Raw genomic sequence first — 18036 nt, forward strand, 5'->3', positions numbered from 1 at the left:
CCACAAACTGCTGCAAAAATCATCACCAAAGGTCAACAGGCCCTGAAAATGGCGCGGTGTTCGCGCCTTTCTCCTTTCCTTACAATTTCACGTCTCATATGGCTTTAATAGGGGCATATTCCCTTTAGGTCACCACGTTTCTGTAATAAAATAACACCTTACTTTTTACAGTAGTTTTGGAGATGCTCATGTCGGTGATTGGCCGTATTCACTCTTTTGAGTCTTGTGGAACCGTTGATGGTCCTGGCATTCGATTTATCGTTTTCATGCAAGGATGCCTGATGCGCTGCAAATACTGCCACAACCGTGATACGTGGGATCTGGATGATGGCCGCGAGGTCACCGTCGAAGAAATCATGAAAGAAGTGGTGACCTACCGTCACTTCATCAATGCCTCCGGTGGCGGTGTTACAGCATCCGGTGGTGAAGCTATGCTTCAACCTGAATTCGTCCGTGATTTCTTCCGTGCAGCAAAAGCCGAAGGCATTCATACCTGTCTGGATACCAATGGTTACATCCGCAAGCACACTGATGTCGTTGATGAAGTGTTGGATGCCACCGATCTGGTGATGCTGGACCTTAAACAAATGAACGACGAAATCCACAAAGATCTGATTGGCGTGTCCAACCGCCGCACACTGGATTTCGCCCGCTACCTGCATCAGCGTGGCCAGAAAACCTGGATTCGTTACGTGGTGGTTCCTGGCTACACCGACGATGAAGAGTCGGCACACCGTCTGGGTGAGTTCATCAAAGACATGGACAACATCGAGAAAGTCGAAATGCTGCCATACCACCAGCTGGGTGCCCACAAGTGGGAAGCGCTGGGTTACGAGTATGAGCTGAAAGATGTCAGCCCACCAAAGAAAGAAACCATGGAAACGCTAAAAGCGATTCTGGAAGGCTACGGCCACAAAGTGGTTTACTGATCGAGAAATCTTGTATGGCTTGAGCAAAGACTCAAGCCATTTTTTTATCCATCAGCGCCCACCGAAAACCCGCAAATCCAAGCGGTATCGTTAAAGCCAACACCAACAAAGGCGCGAGTAAGTCATCGACCCCGACGTACTCCACCCATCCTTTCAAAGCCATCAATCCAATGCCATATTGCGCCAAGCACACCAAGACAAAACGCAGCCATTTCCCGCAGGACAACTGAGTTTGAAATACCACCTTGGTATTGAGCACAAAAGACAACGCCACACCTATCTGCACAGAAAGGCTATAAGCCGTTGCGTAGTCGAAAAAAAGATGGAAGAAAGCATAGAGCCCGTAACCCAGCACAGTGTTAAAAATACCCACGCCTGAGAAACGTTTTAGCTGCCCTATCACAACCTTTGCCGGGCCAAGACTTCTACACTCTATTTTTCTGATCTGCGCCAACATCGCTTTTCTCTTTGATACCACGAACAGACAATCTATTCGATGGTCGGTAGAAAAAAGGTCAAAAGGAGATCATCTATCCGGCGACAAGTACTCCCTGTCATAGAATGTACGCAGCCAATGCGGACGATACACTGCCAGCAAAGTCACGGCCATGCCGTTGAGCAGCCCTTCCGGGAACCAGATCAACAGCGCCAGTGTCAGGTAATTATCGAGGATGGTATCCCAGCCATGAAGGCCAGACACCCAGTAACCTGTCGATACCGTGCAAAGGTGGAACACGATGGTAAAGGCCGCGTTAAGAAAACCAGCGATGAAGATATAGATAAACAGGTGATGACTAAGATACCGGTAGGAGAGCTGGAAAATCGCATAGCTGACCAAGGCAGGAAGCACCGCCGTGGTGAACGCATACAGCCCGACATCGGCAAACGCCAAAAGGCCAAAACCCACCATCAGAGTTAATGGAATCACTGAAATCCAGATAGCGATTCTCGGGCCATGACACAGCGTGAGCACTGTCATTCCCAGAAAGTGAATATCCAGCCCTTCGCTGATCCCCGCTTTCAATGCCCACAAACAAAACAGGATAATCCCACTGGCAAACACTAAGTGCTGATAGTCTTTTTCGGTACGCATTTTCTGCCAGCCAAGCGGCGATCGGCAAAGCCACAGCGACACCAGAAAACACGTCCAACCAAACACCTGCCAGTAAATCATCCTTGCTCCGTTATTCTTGGGCTCTGAGCTACAAAATCCAGTCACTTTTCAAGTTAAAAAAGCGTAACTAACCTGTGTCCAGATCAAAAAAACGACCTGCTCCAACTGTTAATCTGTGGCACATGAATTGCCAAACTTGCTCACTTCAAATCATTACTAAGAGACTGTTTGGATAAAGAATTTTTATCTTTCGAGGCCACTATTATGGAAATGACACACGCTCAACGTCTTATCCTATCTAATCAATACACGCTAATGTCCCAACTTGATCCACAAAACGCAGAAAAATATCGTCGTCTACAAACTATTGTAGAGCGTGGATATGCCCTGCAAATGCGTGAATTGGATAAAGACTTTGGCGACATGTCAGAAGAACTGTGCCGCCAGGTAGTTGATATCATGGAGATGCACCACGCACTTCAAGAGTCTTACCGCATGCTGGAAGATGGCACCCGTTGTGAGTGTGACGTGGATGCACGCCGCCTGCAGTTCTGGGGCTTTGATGCCGCGACGGAAGCACATCTGGTGAACTACGTGCGCTTCCTGACCGACGTAGAAGGTTTGTACCCACAATTCGACAAAGGCTCACACCACTTCAACAGCCAAACGCCAATGCTGGCGAAATACCAGCGCATGCTGCAGGTATGGCGCAACTGCCCTCGTCAGTACCACCTGTGTGGTAACGAGCTTTGCCAAATCGTGGGTGCGTAAGCGCCAAAAATCTGAATCAAAAGCCGCTGTTTTCAGCGGCTTTTCTGCATTTAAATTCCAATCATAAACCACTGTTTAAATTGAACTTATCTCGCACTGCATTGACACGGGGCTCGACAAGTAATTTTGATTGTCAGTGACAAATTAATTTATTTGCGCCCAAGCTAAATCGGTTGTCTAATCGCCACGCACCCAACCGGTTTTGATGATGCCGTCGAGGTGTATACGGGCTAGGTCGAGCAAATCAAACCTCTGATTTGCAATGTGCTGGAACAACCTCAAGTTGCAGTTTCCACGCAGACGAGCCGTTTTCTCTGTCATACCGTGCAGCAGTAAGCGCGGCCTTTTTAGGAATGGCAATGAAATCTATCGCAAACCACGCTGTTCAGGCTGAAGGCCTGAGTACTCTTTGCGACACCGCAGCTAACATCCACCCGCAAAACAAACCCCAGAACCTGTCGACTCATGTGCGCAGGAAACGGGCATCGTTAAAGCGAACACGGAGCGCGGAAACCGTGCTTTTTGAACTGTCGCTTCAGATGCCTGAGTAAGGTCTGCCAGCGTTACCCATTATTTTTATCTGGTACACAGCACCGGTGACGGCCACCTATTATCTGCCGTCAGCGGCGTTTCCTGTACCCAATCACCACTGAGGAACGAACATGAGTGATTGGTCTATCAATGACGCCCGCGATGTCTACAACACGCCTTACTGGGGTCAGGGTTACTTCGATATTAATTCACAAGGCGAGGTGATTGCCCGTCCGGATACCCAACAACCGGACAACAACATCGCGCTTTCAACGCTGGCTGATGAACTGATTGCCAAAGGCGCTTCTTTGCCTGTGCTGGTGCGTTTCCCAGAGATCTTGCACCACCGCGTAGACAGCCTGTGCACCCACTTCAACGATGCCATTGCTGACTACGGCTATGAAGGCGAGTACCTGCTGGTTTACCCGATTAAAGTGAACCAGCAAAAAGAAGTGGTTGGCGAAATCCTGAAAAGCCAATACGCCAGCCAGGAACGTCAACTGGGACTGGAAGCGGGCAGTAAGCCTGAGCTGATGGCAGTGCTGGCCATGGCGCGTCAGGCAAGCTCTGTGATCGTGTGTAACGGCTACAAAGACCGCGAATACATCCGTCTGGCACTGATAGGCGAAAAGCTGGGCCACGAAGTGTACATCGTGTTGGAGAAGCTCTCCGAGCTGGATACCGTGCTGGCAGAAGCCAAAGCGCTGGGCGTAAAACCACGTCTGGGTCTGCGTGCGCGTCTGGCGTCTCAAGGCAAAGGTAAATGGCAGGCAAGCGGCGGCGAGAAGTCGAAATTCGGTCTGTCAGCTTCTCAGTGTATGACGGTAATGGATCGCCTGCGTGAAAACGACATGCTGGATTCACTGCAACTGCTGCACTTTCATCTGGGCTCACAAATTGCCAACATCCGCGACGTACGCTCAGGTGTGAACGAAGCGGCGCGTGTATTTGCTGAGCTTTACCAAATGGGCGCGGGCATCACCACGCTGGACGTGGGCGGTGGTCTGGCAATCGACTACGAAGGCACACGTAGCCAAAGCAGTTGTTCCATGAACTACAGCCAGCGCGAGTACGCCAACAATGTCGTCTACACCATCGGTGACGTGTGTAAGGCATTCGACATCAAGATGCCGCGCATTATCTCTGAGTCTGGCCGTAACCTGACTGCGCATCACGCTGTGCTTATCACTGACGTGATGGGCGTTGAAAGCTACCAGCGCGAGGAAGTGTTTGCGCCGGCAGAAGATGCATCGCAGATCCTCCATAACATGTGGCGTTCTTTCAAAGACCTGAGCCAGTCGACTGACCAACGCTCGCTGGTAGAGATCTACCACGATAACCAGAACGATCTGGCGGAAGTACACATGCAGTTCGCCATGGGCTTGGTGAACTTTGCCGAACGCGCTTGGGCAGAACAAATCAGCCTGCGTATTTGTTACGAGCTGTCTTGCAAGATGTCCCACAAGAACCGCGCACACCGCCCGGTACTGGATGAGCTGAACAGCCGCTTGGCAGACAAGTTCTTCGTGAACTTCTCCCTGTTCCAGTCTCTGCCGGATGCATGGGGTATTGAGCAGGTGTTCCCTATCCTGCCGCTGTCGAAGCTGGATAAAGAGCCAGAAAGCCGCGCAGTGCTGCTGGATATTACCTGTGACTCTGACGGTGCCGTTGAGCAATACGTCGAAGGCCAAGGCATTGAAAGCACGTTGGCTGTACCAACGTGGAGCGATGAATCGCCATATCGCATCGGTTTCTTCCTTGTGGGTGCGTATCAGGAAATTCTGGGCGACATGCACAACCTATTCGGTGATACCGATTCTGCCGTTGTTCGCTGCAATAAAGATGGCGGCTACGAGATTGAATCTATCCACCACGGCGACACCGTGGGTGATGTGCTGCGTTATGTGCACTTGGAAGCTGACGAGTTCCTGAGCCAATACGAAGAAATGGTGAAAACCCTGCCAGAGCAGGAGCAAGACGCGATTCTGTCTGAGCTTTCTGAAGGTCTGAAAGGCTACACCTACCTCGAAGACATTCACCACAACCGTTAATGATTTCGGCTGCCTGCATTGCGGGCAGCCTCTTTTTCAAGGATTTATCAATGGCAACATTGGCCAACTACCCAGACTACTCCCTGTACGCCAACGCGTTCGGTTTCCTGCGCCAACCACTGGTGTTTAACCCACAAGGTTGCGATGCTGACGTGGTGATCACAGGCGTTCCTTTTGATATGGCAACCACGGGCCGCTCTGGCGCTCGCATGGGCCCAGGCGCGATTCGTCAGGCATCTACCAATCTGGCGTGGGAGAGCAAAAAATGGCCTTGGGATTTCTCCCTGACCAAAGAAATCAAAATCGCTGACTGTGGTGATTTGGTGTTTGATTGTGGCGATGCACGCAACATGAGCGAGCGTCTGGAAGCGCACGCCACCTGCCTGCTGGCAGAAGGCAAAACCCTGCTGACATTCGGCGGCGACCACTTCGTGACCCTGCCACTGCTGCGCGCCCACGCAAAGCAGTTCGGTGAAATGGCACTGGTTCACTTTGATGCCCACACTGACACCTACGATCAAGGCAGCGAGTTCGACCACGGCACCATGTTCTACACCGCGCCAAAAGAAGGTCTGATTGACCCACATGCGTCTATCCAGATTGGCATCCGTACTGAGCATAGCGACGAGCTGGGCTTCCAGGTGGTAGATGCAGCGACGGCAAACGATTGGTCAGTGGAACAAATCGTAGAAGCGATTAAAACCCGCGTTGGCGACCGTCCGGTTTACCTGACCTTCGACATCGACTGTCTGGATCCAGCTTACGCGCCGGGTACTGGAACCCCAGTTTGTGGTGGCCTGAGCACCGACAAGATCCTGAAAGTAATTCGCTCACTGCAAGGCATCAACCTAATTGGTATGGATGTGGTAGAAGTGGCGCCAGCCTACGACCATGCAGACCTGACCTCACTGGCAGCTGCGACGATAGCAACTGACCTGCTGTATGTTTGGGCGGCAAATCGTAAAGCGAAGTGATTGTGACTTTGTTGATGAAAAACACCTGCTTCGGCGGGTGTTTTTGTTTTCAGCACAGCTTGCTACGCCCAAGATGACAGGATAGTATCACTATAGTATCACTTTGGAGCTGCTGTTATGAAAGTCGAACTTGTTACATCACTGAAGCGTCAAGCAACCAAAATCCTCGCTGATCTGCACGATACAAAAGAGCCGGTATTGATTACAGAACACGGTAAGCCGTCAGCCTATCTTGTCGACGTTGAGGATTACGAGTTTATGCAGAACCGTTTAGCCATTCTTGAGGGTATTGCTCGGGGAGAGCGCGCTTTAGCTGAAGGTAAAACGGTTAGCCAGCAAGAAGCCAAGGATAAAATGTCGAAATGGCTGAAGTAATCTGGACGGAATCAGCGCTGTCAGATCTCAATGATATCGCCGAATACATCGCGCTTGAAAACGTCGTAGCGGCAAAGCACCTTGTTCAAACTGTGTTCGCTAGTATTGAACGATTAGAAGAGTTCCCTGAGTCAGGACGCACGCCACCAGAACTCGAAAACCTCAGCTATCGTGAAGTTGTTGTGAATCCTTGCCGCGTTTTTTACAAGCACGAAGGCGATAAGGTATTTGTTTTATTTGTCATGCGTGCAGAAAGAGATCTTCGAAAATTCCTGTTAAGCCAAAAGTAGCGAAGAAAAACACCCTCTATCTACACTCATCTATCACGCTATTATCGCTACTTTGCTTGAACCCTACAGCCCCACACCGTATCCTTGCCGCTCATTCATCCTTGCCGATATTTCGCTATGTCATCTTATCTTTGTCCGCTGTGCCAAGCGCCGCTGAACCTTTCTGACCGCACGTACAAATGCGCCAACAATCACCAGTTCGATCTGGCGAAAGAAGGCTATGTAAACCTGCTCCCTGTGCAGCATAAGCGTTCAAAAGATCCAGGTGACAACAAAGAGATGATGCAGGCTCGCCGCCAGTTTTTGGATGGTGGTCATTACCAGCCGATGCGCGATGCCGTCAGCGAATTGCTCACCTCACTGCTTGCTGGAAAAGACAGTGCGGAACTTTTGGATATCGGTTGTGGTGAAGGCTATTACACCAGCTACTTTGCGGATCAACTAGCTGACACTAAGGTGTTTGGTCTCGACATTTCCAAAGTGATGGTTCGCTATGGCGCCAAACGTTACCCAAATGTGGATTTTCTCGTTGCCTCCAGCCAGCGTTTGCCATTTGCCGACAACCAATTGGATGCCGTGGTGCGCATCTACGCGCCATGCAATGGCGACGAGCTAGCCCGTGCCGTGAAAGACAGTGGCTTGGTGGTAACGGTCACACCGGGGCCACGTCACCTTTATCAACTGAAAGCGGGCATTTACGACGACGTGCGCTTGCACGATGTGCCAGTGGAAGATTTACCGGGCTTTGAGCTGGAAACCGAGCAAACCGTCGCTTACCCAATGACGCTGAACAGCACTGATGCAACGACCTTGTTGCAAATGACGCCATTCGCTTGGCGCGCACCGGAAAGTCTGTGGCAAATCCTCAAAGACGCAGAGCAGTTTGACTGTGAAGCTGATTTCACGCTCCGTGTGTATCGCAAAACGTCTTAATTCGAATGGTAGGCCAGCAACAGTGCTGGCTTTTTTATAGGTTTTCTAAATCTATCGCCTTACAGGCAATTTTCTGTAGTGGCACCGCGCAACCCGGCGACAATGACATGATGTAGTCCACTGCTTTCACAATGTCTTCCTGCTGTATTTTCAGCATCTTGTCTATCCGCCCATCGTCCGTCATGTCTGTATCCACCACACTTGGGCATAAGCAGGTTACATCCACACCATGCGGAAGCATCTCTTCATACAAACTCTGGCTATAACTCACCACTGCTGCCTTGGATGCTGAATACACACCCAGTTTGCTGACGGGCGTCATCCCTGCGGTTGATCCTAAGATGAAAATCCTCCCAGCACCTTTTTCTTTCATGGCCTCTGCCACCTTGTTGGTGAAAACCAGCGATGACACCACATTCACCATAAAGACATCATGAATGGTCGATGCGGAGGCAAACGTGTTCCCAAATGCCAAGATACCCGCGTTGCTGACGAGAATGTCTGGAGCGCCGAACTCTTGAAGCAGTTTCTGCACTTCGCTATCCACCGCTTTAGCATCAGAGAAATCTAACTGAACGGATACCAAATCAGCTTCTGGATTCTGGCTTTCAATCCGCTGTCTCGCGCTATCCAAACTGTTCTCGTTTTTGGCAATCACCAATACCTTGTGTCCACCCTCCACAAAGTGCTGTGCCAACGCGAAACCAATGCCACGACTACCACCCGTTACCCAAACACGCTTTTGCACTCACTACTCTCCTGCTAAAAAACTTTTCCCGCCTGAAACTCTAGTCGCTGCAGAAAATTCTGCTGCTCGGTTGAGCTGACTTGGAACTAGAATTAAAGTCTTGAGTTTTAGGTGTAATTTAATTGGGCGGGAAAGCGATGACGGTGAAGAAATCAATAGGTACATGGCTACTCTGCAGCTTGCTTGCTGGATGCAGCCAACAATTGCATGGATTGTCATCCGAGCCGCTTTCAGGATCTCTCTACGATTATCAACTCACCACGGCTGATAACGCCCCGCTGACACTGGAAGCCTTCTCTAAAGAGGTCAAAGACGCTGATATCATTTTGGTTGGTGAATGGCACACCCACTCCGGTGTTCATCTCTTTCAAGCGCAACTCCTCGCCATGTTGAATTCAGCATACCCAGATGTGGCGCTCTCCATGGAGCAGTTCACGCGAAATGATCAGGCCGTGCTTGATGAATACCTCGCGGGCAAATTCGGTGAAAACAGTCTCCTTAGCAAAACCAGTAAATGGTCAAACTATGAAGGTAGTTATCGCCCATTGGTGGAATACGCCAAAGCCCACTCTGTCCCTTTGATAGCATCCAATGCGCCGATTGAAATCGTTCGTTGTATCGCCAAGGAAGGGAAAGGTTATCTAGACCAGCTACCACCAGAAAAGCGCCGTTTGGTGGCCGCCACACTCAGCGATGGTGATTCGCCGTATAAAGAGAAATTCTTGGCTGCCATGTTCCATGGCGATGAGGAAAAAACCGAGAATCAGTATCTGGCGCAATTGGCGTGGGACGACACCATGGCGGAGAGCATTGTGAACTATCTGGCCGAACACCCATATGACAAAGTCATGCACATTGCCGGTGCGTTCCATGTTGAAAATGGACTGGGTATTGCGGCGCGTATTACCGCCAGAAATCCAGAGTTGAAGGTAGCTATTGTTTCACCTCAGTCTGAGGAGCAGCCTCTCGGGAAAGAGATAAAAGATTTCCGGTTAGTGGTCAATCCGCTGCCACCTCAGTGGCTCTCTGACGATGAAATGAATGCGGCGATGAAAGAGATGCGACACAGCTATTCAGGGAAAGATATTGACTGCGAATAGGTCAGTTTCTTGTGTTACTGAATCATTCGACATCACCTGCCTGCCTCAATTTCATAACACTCGCTTCATTGAAGGCCAGTTTTACACGTACGTATTGTGAAAACATGACCACGAGTTAGAAGCTAAACACTTCATACTTTATTCAATATACGAAGTGGATTCGCTGCGTCCAATATTGCCTTGATTAATATAGGGACACTCAAGGCAATATAATGTTTATCCAGAAAAAACTAATAGAAACAGTAGGCACTAGCACATCTAAGGCGCTCTTTTTCTCACTCGGCGCGGCGACCCTTTCCTCTCAGGCTTTCGCTGTTGGTATCAGTGACGCCAAGTTCATTGAACTTGGTGGTTCACTCTCAAACGATCAAGCCACGGTCAGAAAAGTTTACGACCATTTAAACCAAATCTCGCGTGAACAAAGATTCGATGCAGTGGGCCGCATCATTGCAGGCGGTGCGCTTTGCACTGCCACCTGGCTGGGTAATGAGGGAGACAAAGCCGTCATCCTCACAGCCGCTCACTGTGTGCTAGGAGATAACAAAGATCAGGAATCTGTTTATACCGGACAGAATGTTTCTTTCCGCACAGGGGATGGCCGACTTATCGCCTCTGGCACTGCGACGACCCACTTTATCGGCTACACGGGCTGTCACTCTGACATCGCGATTGTCAAAGCTCCCCTCCTTACTTCTCCGATCAATGCTCAGGGTGGTGCAGTTCCTCAACCTGTCATTGCTGACGCGCCAGATTTCAATCAATACGTGGGCAAACCCATGACGCTTGCAGGTTACGGTATTCAAGGTACACCTAGTCTTGGAACAGTATCCAGCGGCCGAGCGTATGGTTTAGGGCATATTTCACGCGATGTTGGTGGCTGTCTTAGAAATCCAGCCAACACAGAAGAGGCTTGGGCGTTTGGTGCACCAGGTGATAGCGGTTCCGCCACTTGGCAATGGCGTGAAGGCCAGTTTGTCGGTGTGGGGGTAACTTCGTGGTGGGCGGGTTGGAATGGCCGCCAGTCGGGCCATGGCCGTGTTGCACCTTATCAGGCTTGGATGAAAAAAACATACCCTGAAATAAACACAGTCACTCGTACCCGTACGTTGACTGAAGACGAAAACGTGATCCTGAATGACGTAGAAGCGCGGGTTAATGGCACCGTTTATTATCTAGCGGGAAACAACGTTTCTGGCCCCACGTCAGGTAAATGGGTTTACCCAAGAGGCTTCTCGGCGCTTTCCGTGGCTATGGTGAACCAAACGACAGGTCAAACTCATCACATCAAACTCCGCGCACAACGTCAGACTTGGTGTGGCTGGGGTGAAATTAACAATGGCGTTTACTGTTCACCGGATGCAACCAAGGGTGGGTTAAAAGTTTGGTTTGATGCCAACGATAACACCGCTGCGCCTGCTGGCTTGTATCAAGGCGATTTCTCTCTCACAGCAAAAGGCTGGCATGATCACAGCTACAGCGCTGACATTGCACTGAAAGCCAATATCCTTGTCGGTAGTCATTCAACGTTGGAAGGCACAGTCACCGCTTCTTCTGCAGCGACGACTATTCGCTATGACAGCACAGTCAACGGCTCGGTCTATTACTTGCCTGAAGGTAATGTTCAAAGCGACGCAAGCGGTAGGGTTTGGAGTGGACAGTTCAACACATGGTCGTCACTGCAAGTTCCCGTCGTCAACAAAACCACCAAAGAGTCTGCGACTATCGTCCTGCGTGCGTCCCGTTATGTTGGCTGTGGCTGGAGCGTAATGAACAACGGTGTTTACTGCTCCAATGGCGCAAACTACGGGCAGCTCCGAGTCTCTTACCATCCAGAAGACAATGCGACACTTCCTGCCGGTGATTATGAAACCTTGTTTAACATCCGCGCACGCGGTTGGCACTCAGACTTTAATAAGCTGCTGACCTTCAAGCTTGACGTAGAGAAAGGTGCTCAGTGAAAACGTCACTGATTTATCTGGCACTGGCTGGAACCCTGATTTTCTTCGCTATCAGGCTGTTTGAGCCTGCCGCGCCCGATGAAAGTGTCGCCATTGTCGTTGAAGACTCGGGGGCCTCTGTCCCCGACTCTTCACGTGCTTTGACACTAGCAGACAAAGCAGAGCCGACCGTTTCTGCTGCTGTCTCTTCAACACAAAGCAATGAAGCAGCCAATATTCACATCATGGCCCCAGAATCTGACACTGTGGATGAATATTTGGCAGATGTCGCGCTCCTTCCACCAACAAGCAGCAGCGACGAACGAGCGCAAAAAGAAGAGAGCACCCAGGAGTTTTTTGATGCTGAGATACCCCTTTGGCAACCTGTATCTTCTGCAAAGTCTGTGTTTGAAAACTACGGGGCAGTCGTGTCGCTCAGTGAAGAGCACTTCATCGAGTTTGATGAGTCCTTACTTGAAACACTGGAGGTTGGGCAACGCTTTACCTTGCCCAAGTTGGGAGAAAGCCGTCAGCAGGTAATCGTCACGCAACAGGAATATTGGAAACATGGCGCCACCAACTGGGTATTCGTTGATAACAATGGCCAACCTGCTGGCAACCTGACAAAGACTCAAGATGGCATTGAAGGTATTTTTCAAATGCCGGATGGTGTTTATCACCTTCTCACCCGAAACGGCGTAGGTTGGATAGCTGACGAGGCCACGCTTATCAGCGCAAGCGAGCAAGCTTTCACGCGATTGGATGCCAACTAAGCAAACAAAAACGCCCCAGCACAAGCCGAGGCGTTTTTTCTTTCGGGCAAAGTTAGAACCAGCGTTCCAGCGAGGACTTATCTAACTGTTTAAATGCGCGGTTCAGGGTTTGAGCCAGCTCTTTGTAACGTGGGCGGCTTTTCATTGGCTGCACGGCCCCGCCTTCGCTGACAATCTTCTCATGCAATTCGCGATACCAACCCGCCAGCGCAGGAGGCAGTTGTGTTTCACGACGTTTCCCCAACCACCACATACCTTGTAGCGGCAAACTCAGTGCAAACAAAGCCATGATCATGGCTTGCGGCAAACCTGAGTAGTTATTGAAGGCCATTTGCATCAACACGCTGATGACGGCAACAGCAGGCATCACTTTAATCGCAAACTGGGTTGCACGGATTACTCGGTTTTCCGGGAACATTGGTGCCAGCTCTTTTCGAACTGGCCATTCCGTCATGTACTTCTGACCATCACGGAACGCGTTCCACATTGATTTATTACTCATATGGCGCATACCTCTCAAGCGATGTCTCTGTATCATCGGCTAAAAACTTGCTGCAATCTTTAAAACAAAGTTGATAAACATTAATTCAAATCAATTAAGACTCAAAAATTTTTGTTATCTGGCGCAAGTATCGCTAGACTTAGCCGACCTAAATCAATTGTTGCTCGGATTTGATTATCTCGCAACCACTGAAACGCCAAATGGATGACCGGCAGCGCAACAAATCACCAAAGATGGTGGGCCTGTAGGACAATCTGTCTGGCGTTTTTCGTTGCGTACCCGGATATGTTGACCGGTGTGGCAAAAAACTGTTTCAGAAAATGAAGCAGTCACACCTCAAAGCTCAAACCTTGTTGAGTCATAAGGTCCAATACGTGAATTCTTCGAACATCAATCACTGATGTGACGGAAAACCGAATTGGACAGTCATGTGACGCAAAACAGGATGGGCGCGACGCAGTGGGTATCTATCAAAGGACTGATGAGCGATGTATCTATTCCGCGACAAATTTTGCTAAAAGTTTTTCTGGGACGGTTAGTGTGACGTTAATCAACTATCCTTCTCCGATTAGTAAACACCATCTACTTTACACGAATAGGTAGTCTCAAATGTCTAAGCTGGTTCTTGTTCTTAACTGCGGCAGCTCTTCGCTGAAATTCGCAATCATCGACGCACAATCAGGTGATGAGCACCTGTCAGGTCTGGCAGAATGTCTGCACCTGCCAGAAGCACGCATTAAGTGGAAATTGGACGGCAAACACGAAGCTCAACTGGGCGAAGGTGCTGCACACAAAGAAGCACTGAGCTTCATCGTTGAAACCATTCTGGCTTCTAAACCAGAACTGGCTGAAAACCTGGGCGCAATCGGTCACCGTGTTGTTCACGGCGGCGAGCAGTTCACTAAGTCTGCACTGATCTGTGATTCAGTACTGAAAGGTATCGAAGACGCTTCTAGCTTCGCACCTCTGCACAACCCTGCGCACCTGGTAGGTATCGAAGCAGCGAAAGCAGCATTCCCTACTCTGAAAAACGTAGCGGTATTCGACACTGCGTTCCACCAGACTATGCCTGAAGAAGCATTCCTGTACGCACTGCCATACAAGCTGTACAAAGAGCATGGTATCCGTCGTTACGGCATGCATGGTACTTCTCACTACTTCATCGCTCAAGAAGCAGCGGCTCAGCTTGATAAGCCAGTTGAAGAACTGAATATCATCAACTGTCACCTGGGTAACGGCGCATCTGTGTGTGCAATCAAGAACGGTAAATCTGTAGACACTTCTATGGGTATGACTCCGCTTGAAGGTCTGGTAATGGGTACCCGTTCTGGTGACCTGGACCCAGCAATCATCTTCCACCTGCACGATGCACTGGGTTACAGCGTTGAGCAAATCAACAGCATGCTGACCAAAGAATCTGGCCTGATGGGTCTGACCGAAGTGACTTCTGACTGCCGTTTCGTTGAAGACAACTACGGCGCGAAAGAAGAAGCGACTCGCGCAATGGACGTTTTCTGTCACCGTCTGGCGAAATACGTTGCTAGCTACACTGCATGTCTGGACGGCCGTCTGGACGCGATCGTGTTCACTGGCGGTATCGGCGAGAACTCTGGCCCAATCCGTGAGCTGGTTCTGAACCGTCTGGCTCTGCTGGGTGTTGAAGTTGACCAAGAGCGCAACCTGAAAGCTCGCTTCGGCGGCGAAGGCGTTATCACTACTGATAGCAGCCGTGTTCCAGCAATGGTTATCTCTACCAACGAAGAGCTGGTTATCGCACAAGACACTGCACGTCTGGCTGAAATCTAATCGCCATTTGATGCAAACATGCGGCTGATCAATGTGGTCAGCCGTTTCAATTTGGCAAAGTTATCTGACTGTCTGCCAAACTGAATTATTAACAAAACCCGCGTCTGTGGGTTTTGCTTCCTACATAGTAAAGAGGAATCAAGCGTGTCCCGTACTATTATGCTCATTCCAATCGGCACAGGTGTCGGTCTGACCAGCGTTAGCCTGGGCGTACTGCGTGCGATGGAACAAAAGGGCCTTCGCGTCTCATTTTTCAAGCCTATCGCCCAGCCTCGCCATGGCGATAACCAGCCTGACCTGACAACAACCATCATCGAAGCAAACAGCGACATGAAAGTGGCAGAGCCGCTGACCATGGCAAACGCTGAAGCGCTGATCCGTACCGATCAGACTGACGTGCTGATGGAAGAAATCATCGCCCGCTTTAAAGAAGCAACTGCTGAAGCAGAAGTGGCGCTGATTGAAGGTCTGGTACCTACACGTAACCATCCTTTCGCGAACCAGGTTAACTACGAAATCGCGAAAACGCTGGATGCGGAAATCGTGTTCATCACCACTCCGGGTACTGACAACCCTGCGCAACTGAAAGAGCGTATTGAAGTTGCTGTATCTAACTTCGGTGGTAGCAAGAATTCAAACATCGCAGGCGTTGTGATCAACAAACACGGCGCACCGGTGGATGAGCAAGGTCGTACCCGTCCTGATCTGTCTGACATCTTCGACGACAACAATGCGGCGAAAGGCAGCAATGTTGAAGTGATGGAGATCTTCAACTCCAGCCCAATCCGCGTTCTGGGTTGTGTGCCTTGGAGCATCGATCTGATTGCGACACGTGCGAGCGATCTGGCGAAGCACCTGAATGCTGAGATCATCAACGAAGGTGAAATCAACACCCGTCGTATCAAGAGCATCACTTTCTGTGCGCGTTCAATCCCTAACATGGTTGAACACTTCCGCGCAGGCTCTCTGCTGGTGACTTCTGCTGACCGTCCTGACGTTATCGTTGCCGCGTGTCTGGCTGCGATGAATGGTCTGGAAATCGGTGCCCTGCTGCTGACTGGCGGCTACAGCATCCCAGAACAGCTGAACGGTCTGTGCGAGCGCGCATTCCAAGCAGGCCTACCAGTGTTCACCACTGCGGGTAACACCTGGCAGACGTCTCTGAACCTGCAAAGCTTTAGCCTGGAAGTTCCAGCTGACGATAAAGAGCGTGTAGAGTTCGTTCAAAACCACGTTGCAGCTCACGTTGACGGCAACTGGATTGAGTCTCTGTCTGAAGGCGCTGCTCGTGCACGTCGTCTGAGTCCACCGGCATTCCGTTACCAGCTGACTGAGCTGGCGCGTAAAGCGGCTAAGCGTATCGTTCTGCCAGAAGGCGACGAGCCACGTACCGTAAAAGCGGCAGCTATCTGTGCTGAGCGTAAAATTGCGGAATGTGTGCTGCTGGGTAACCCAGAAGAAATCAAGCGTGTTGCAGATCAGCAAGGCGTGGTTCTGGGTGCTGGCGTCACCATCATCGACCCTGAAGCAGTTCGTGAGCAATACGTTGCGCGTCTGGTTGAGCTGCGTAAGAACAAAGGCATGACCGAAGTTGTAGCGCGTGAGCAACTGGAAGACACCGTAGTACTGGGTACTATGATGTTGGAAGCGAACGAAGTACACGGCCTGGTATCTGGTGCGGTTCACACCACAGCAAACACCATCCGTCCACCGCTGCAAATCATCAAGACTGCGCCAAGCGCGTCTCTGGTGTCTTCTGTGTTCTTCATGCTGCTGCCTGACCAGGTTCTGGTATACGGTGACTGTGCGATCAACCCAGATCCAAACGCAGAGCAACTGGCTGAAATCGCTATTCAGTCTGCCGATTCTGCAGCGGCATTCGGCATCGAGCCTCGCGTCGCAATGATCTCTTACTCTACCGGTACTTCTGGTCAGGGTGCAGACGTTGAGAAAGTACGCGAAGCAACGCTGATTGCTCAGCAGAAACGTCCTGATCTGATGATCGACGGTCCTCTGCAGTACGACGCCGCTATCATGGAAAACGTGGCAGCTTCTAAAGCGCCAAACTCTCCAGTAGCAGGTAAAGCGACCGTATTCGTATTCCCAGACCTGAACACCGGTAACACCACTTACAAAGCGGTACAGCGTTCAGCGGATCTGGTTTCAATCGGTCCAATGCTGCAAGGTATGCGTAAGCCTGTTAACGACCTGTCTCGTGGCGCACTGGTAGACGACATCGTTTACACCGTTGCACTGACTGCGATTCAAGCAAAACAAGCTGAAGATGCAGAAGCGGCAGCTGAATAGGCTCTCTGACTTCTAGAAGAAAAGCCGACGCTATTGCGTCGGCTTTTTTTATGTTCATTTGGGAGCAACTGGGGTTATCCAGTTTTCTTCTTCAGCGCCTTGAGGTGTTCTTCTGCCGTCAGGAAATCAAACTGATTCACTGATTCCTGCAAACGCTTAAATTCCTCAAGTTGGTTGAACCATTGCGGAAGGTCTTTTGACAGCGAAGACAGCTTATCCTGCACGCCAATATCAAACTCTTGCAGACTTGTCTGCAAAGCATTGATTTGTTCAATCAGATACGCATCCAATGGCTTAATTTCTTCCTGAACCACTGGTTCTGCTTCCACTGACGCTGAGCTTAAAGCAATTTCATCAAATTTATCTATAGCAGCTGTGATCAGGTTTTTCAGTTCATTCACATCCGCTTCAGTGACAGCTTCGCCCGAGTTATATTTATCCTCAAGTCCGGAAGCTATCTTGGCGATTTCATCCGCGCCAATATTACTCCCCGCTCCTTTACACGAATGGGCCAGTATCGCTTTCTCACTGTTGTCAGCATCTGATAGTAATTGATCCATCGCTGCTTTTTGGGAAGTCAGGAACAGCGACAGGATTTTGAGGTACTTGGCTTTGTTGCCACCCAGTCGTTGCACCCCCTCACCAAGATTGATGCCGGGCACGTTATCAACCATCAGATCAAACATTGTATCGTCGTATTCCATGTTTACTCTCCTTCGGGTCCGTTCAGCGTCCTCAGCTTCCGCATCAACGGTTGACTCCCCTTTAGGTTCTGGTGTTTCGGCAACGGTATCGACCACTTCCGTCGTCGCTTCAATCTCTGCTTCTTCCACCTCTTCAGCTATTTCCGAGGTGTCTTCGGCTTTTTCCGGCTCTGGTTCTGGTTCTGGTTCTG

Annotated in this window: 19 protein-coding genes; 13 read left to right on the top strand and 6 right to left on the bottom strand. The window is 50.2% G+C overall.

Annotation, left to right across the window (positions count from 1 at the left end; all coding sequences use genetic code 11):
- Nucleotides 1–188 precede the first annotated feature (188 nt).
- Complete coding sequence (pflA, locus tag RN22_RS19685) at nucleotides 189–929, top strand: pyruvate formate lyase 1-activating protein (RefSeq protein WP_002540998.1); 741 nt, start codon at nucleotides 189–191, stop codon at nucleotides 927–929.
- A 31-nt stretch (nucleotides 930–960) separates the two neighbouring features.
- Here the strand turns inward: pflA and RN22_RS19690 are convergent, their stop codons facing one another.
- Both RN22_RS19690 and RN22_RS19695 read right to left on the bottom strand, forming a co-directional pair.
- Nucleotides 961–1386: a GtrA family protein gene (locus RN22_RS19690; protein ID WP_046307005.1), complete on the bottom strand. Its 426-nt coding sequence runs from the start codon at nucleotides 1384–1386 to the stop codon at nucleotides 961–963.
- A 69-nt stretch (nucleotides 1387–1455) separates the two neighbouring features.
- The gene (locus tag RN22_RS19695; RefSeq protein ID WP_046307008.1) at nucleotides 1456–2103 is read right to left on the bottom strand and encodes an energy-coupling factor ABC transporter permease; all 648 of its coding nucleotides are present in this window, start codon (nucleotides 2101–2103) and stop codon (nucleotides 1456–1458) included.
- Nucleotides 2104–2307: 204 nt separating this feature from the next.
- Here RN22_RS19695 and RN22_RS19700 point away from each other — a divergent pair, with 204 nt between their 5' ends.
- Nucleotides 2308–2814, top strand: a complete 507-nt coding sequence (locus tag RN22_RS19700; RefSeq protein WP_046307024.1) for a YfbU family protein — start codon at nucleotides 2308–2310, stop codon at nucleotides 2812–2814.
- 177 nt (nucleotides 2815–2991) lie between these two features.
- Here the strand turns inward: RN22_RS19700 and RN22_RS25025 are convergent, their stop codons facing one another.
- Complete coding sequence (locus RN22_RS25025; protein WP_002540991.1) at nucleotides 2992–3135, bottom strand: hypothetical protein; 144 nt, start codon at nucleotides 3133–3135, stop codon at nucleotides 2992–2994.
- A 38-nt stretch (nucleotides 3136–3173) separates the two neighbouring features.
- On the opposite strand from RN22_RS25025, the gene RN22_RS19705 reads away from it, so the two are divergent.
- From RN22_RS19705 to rlmA, 6 genes are all read left to right on the top strand, one after another.
- Nucleotides 3174–3365 carry a hypothetical protein gene (locus RN22_RS19705; RefSeq protein WP_002540990.1) on the top strand — a complete coding sequence of 64 codons (192 nt, stop codon included), beginning with the start codon at nucleotides 3174–3176 and terminating at the stop codon, nucleotides 3363–3365.
- 111 nt (nucleotides 3366–3476) lie between these two features.
- Nucleotides 3477–5396 carry a biosynthetic arginine decarboxylase gene (gene speA, locus RN22_RS19710; protein ID WP_046307010.1) on the top strand — a complete coding sequence of 640 codons (1920 nt, stop codon included), beginning with the start codon at nucleotides 3477–3479 and terminating at the stop codon, nucleotides 5394–5396.
- A 50-nt stretch (nucleotides 5397–5446) separates the two neighbouring features.
- Nucleotides 5447–6370, top strand: a complete 924-nt coding sequence (gene speB, locus RN22_RS19715) for an agmatinase (RefSeq protein WP_046307012.1) — start codon at nucleotides 5447–5449, stop codon at nucleotides 6368–6370.
- A gap of 117 nt (nucleotides 6371–6487) precedes the next feature.
- Entirely contained in the window at nucleotides 6488–6745 is a 258-nt protein-coding gene (locus RN22_RS19720) for a type II toxin-antitoxin system Phd/YefM family antitoxin (RefSeq protein WP_046307015.1), read from the top strand.
- Nucleotides 6733–7035, top strand: coding sequence for a type II toxin-antitoxin system RelE/ParE family toxin (locus RN22_RS19725; RefSeq protein WP_046307017.1), 303 nt, complete (start codon nucleotides 6733–6735; stop codon nucleotides 7033–7035). The genes RN22_RS19720 and RN22_RS19725 overlap by 13 nt, the downstream gene beginning before the upstream one ends.
- Nucleotides 7036–7152: 117 nt before the next feature.
- Complete coding sequence (rlmA, locus tag RN22_RS19730) at nucleotides 7153–7968, top strand: 23S rRNA (guanine(745)-N(1))-methyltransferase (RefSeq protein WP_046307018.1); 816 nt, start codon at nucleotides 7153–7155, stop codon at nucleotides 7966–7968.
- Nucleotides 7969–8002: 34 nt separating this feature from the next.
- Here rlmA and RN22_RS19735 read toward each other — a convergent pair whose 3' ends face one another.
- Nucleotides 8003–8716 (bottom strand): SDR family oxidoreductase, encoded by a 714-nt coding sequence (locus tag RN22_RS19735; protein ID WP_046307020.1) that lies wholly within the window; start codon nucleotides 8714–8716, stop codon nucleotides 8003–8005.
- A gap of 137 nt (nucleotides 8717–8853) precedes the next feature.
- Here RN22_RS19735 and RN22_RS19740 point away from each other — a divergent pair, with 137 nt between their 5' ends.
- The 3 genes from RN22_RS19740 to RN22_RS19750 all read left to right on the top strand — a co-directional run bounded on the left by RN22_RS19740 (nucleotide 8854) and on the right by RN22_RS19750 (nucleotide 12526).
- Nucleotides 8854–9816, top strand: a complete 963-nt coding sequence (locus tag RN22_RS19740; RefSeq protein WP_046307022.1) for a ChaN family lipoprotein — start codon at nucleotides 8854–8856, stop codon at nucleotides 9814–9816.
- 212 nt (nucleotides 9817–10028) lie between these two features.
- Nucleotides 10029–11774 (top strand): trypsin-like peptidase domain-containing protein, encoded by a 1746-nt coding sequence (locus RN22_RS19745; protein ID WP_156168239.1) that lies wholly within the window; start codon nucleotides 10029–10031, stop codon nucleotides 11772–11774.
- Nucleotides 11771–12526: a hypothetical protein gene (locus tag RN22_RS19750; RefSeq protein WP_052737572.1), complete on the top strand. Its 756-nt coding sequence runs from the start codon at nucleotides 11771–11773 to the stop codon at nucleotides 12524–12526. Before RN22_RS19745 ends, RN22_RS19750 begins: the two co-directional genes overlap by 4 nt.
- Before the next feature lie 52 nt (nucleotides 12527–12578).
- Here the strand turns inward: RN22_RS19750 and yfbV are convergent, their stop codons facing one another.
- Nucleotides 12579–13028 (bottom strand): terminus macrodomain insulation protein YfbV, encoded by a 450-nt coding sequence (yfbV, locus tag RN22_RS19755; protein WP_039850371.1) that lies wholly within the window; start codon nucleotides 13026–13028, stop codon nucleotides 12579–12581.
- 609 nt (nucleotides 13029–13637) lie between these two features.
- On the opposite strand from yfbV, the gene RN22_RS19760 reads away from it, so the two are divergent.
- The gene (locus RN22_RS19760; RefSeq protein ID WP_002540979.1) at nucleotides 13638–14834 is read left to right on the top strand and encodes an acetate kinase; all 1197 of its coding nucleotides are present in this window, start codon (nucleotides 13638–13640) and stop codon (nucleotides 14832–14834) included.
- 159 nt (nucleotides 14835–14993) lie between these two features.
- Nucleotides 14994–17141, top strand: a complete 2148-nt coding sequence (gene pta / locus RN22_RS19765; RefSeq protein ID WP_039850370.1) for a phosphate acetyltransferase — start codon at nucleotides 14994–14996, stop codon at nucleotides 17139–17141.
- Between the two features lie 74 nt (nucleotides 17142–17215).
- Here pta and RN22_RS19770 read toward each other — a convergent pair.
- The coding region (locus RN22_RS19770) for an Hpt domain-containing protein (RefSeq protein WP_231590937.1) at nucleotides 17216–18036 on the bottom strand (821 nt) is incomplete at its 5' end.

Origin of the sequence: Grimontia sp. AD028 (assembly GCF_000973155.1) — a bacterium.
GTDB classification, from domain to species: Bacteria; Pseudomonadota; Gammaproteobacteria; order Enterobacterales; family Vibrionaceae; genus Enterovibrio; species Enterovibrio indicus.

Excerpts from the sequence above, each read along its gene's own strand:
- pflA (WP_002540998.1), top strand. The coding sequence starts at position 189 with ATGTCGGTGATTGGCCGTATTCACTCTTTTGAGTCTTGTGGAACCGTT.
- RN22_RS19690 (WP_046307005.1), bottom strand. The coding sequence starts at position 1,386 with ATGTTGGCGCAGATCAGAAAAATAGAGTGTAGAAGTCTTGGCCCGGCA.
- RN22_RS19695 (WP_046307008.1), bottom strand. The coding sequence starts at position 2,103 with ATGATTTACTGGCAGGTGTTTGGTTGGACGTGTTTTCTGGTGTCGCTG.
- RN22_RS19700 (WP_046307024.1), top strand. The coding sequence starts at position 2,308 with ATGGAAATGACACACGCTCAACGTCTTATCCTATCTAATCAATACACG.
- RN22_RS25025 (WP_002540991.1), bottom strand. The coding sequence starts at position 3,135 with ATGACAGAGAAAACGGCTCGTCTGCGTGGAAACTGCAACTTGAGGTTG.
- RN22_RS19705 (WP_002540990.1), top strand. The coding sequence starts at position 3,174 with ATGAAATCTATCGCAAACCACGCTGTTCAGGCTGAAGGCCTGAGTACT.
- speA (WP_046307010.1), top strand. The coding sequence starts at position 3,477 with ATGAGTGATTGGTCTATCAATGACGCCCGCGATGTCTACAACACGCCT.
- speB (WP_046307012.1), top strand. The coding sequence starts at position 5,447 with ATGGCAACATTGGCCAACTACCCAGACTACTCCCTGTACGCCAACGCG.
- RN22_RS19720 (WP_046307015.1), top strand. The coding sequence starts at position 6,488 with ATGAAAGTCGAACTTGTTACATCACTGAAGCGTCAAGCAACCAAAATC.
- RN22_RS19725 (WP_046307017.1), top strand. The coding sequence starts at position 6,733 with ATGGCTGAAGTAATCTGGACGGAATCAGCGCTGTCAGATCTCAATGAT.
- rlmA (WP_046307018.1), top strand. The coding sequence starts at position 7,153 with ATGTCATCTTATCTTTGTCCGCTGTGCCAAGCGCCGCTGAACCTTTCT.
- RN22_RS19740 (WP_046307022.1), top strand. The coding sequence starts at position 8,854 with ATGACGGTGAAGAAATCAATAGGTACATGGCTACTCTGCAGCTTGCTT.
- RN22_RS19745 (WP_156168239.1), top strand. The coding sequence starts at position 10,029 with ATGTTTATCCAGAAAAAACTAATAGAAACAGTAGGCACTAGCACATCT.
- yfbV (WP_039850371.1), bottom strand. The coding sequence starts at position 13,028 with ATGAGTAATAAATCAATGTGGAACGCGTTCCGTGATGGTCAGAAGTAC.
- RN22_RS19760 (WP_002540979.1), top strand. The coding sequence starts at position 13,638 with ATGTCTAAGCTGGTTCTTGTTCTTAACTGCGGCAGCTCTTCGCTGAAA.
- pta (WP_039850370.1), top strand. The coding sequence starts at position 14,994 with ATGCTCATTCCAATCGGCACAGGTGTCGGTCTGACCAGCGTTAGCCTG.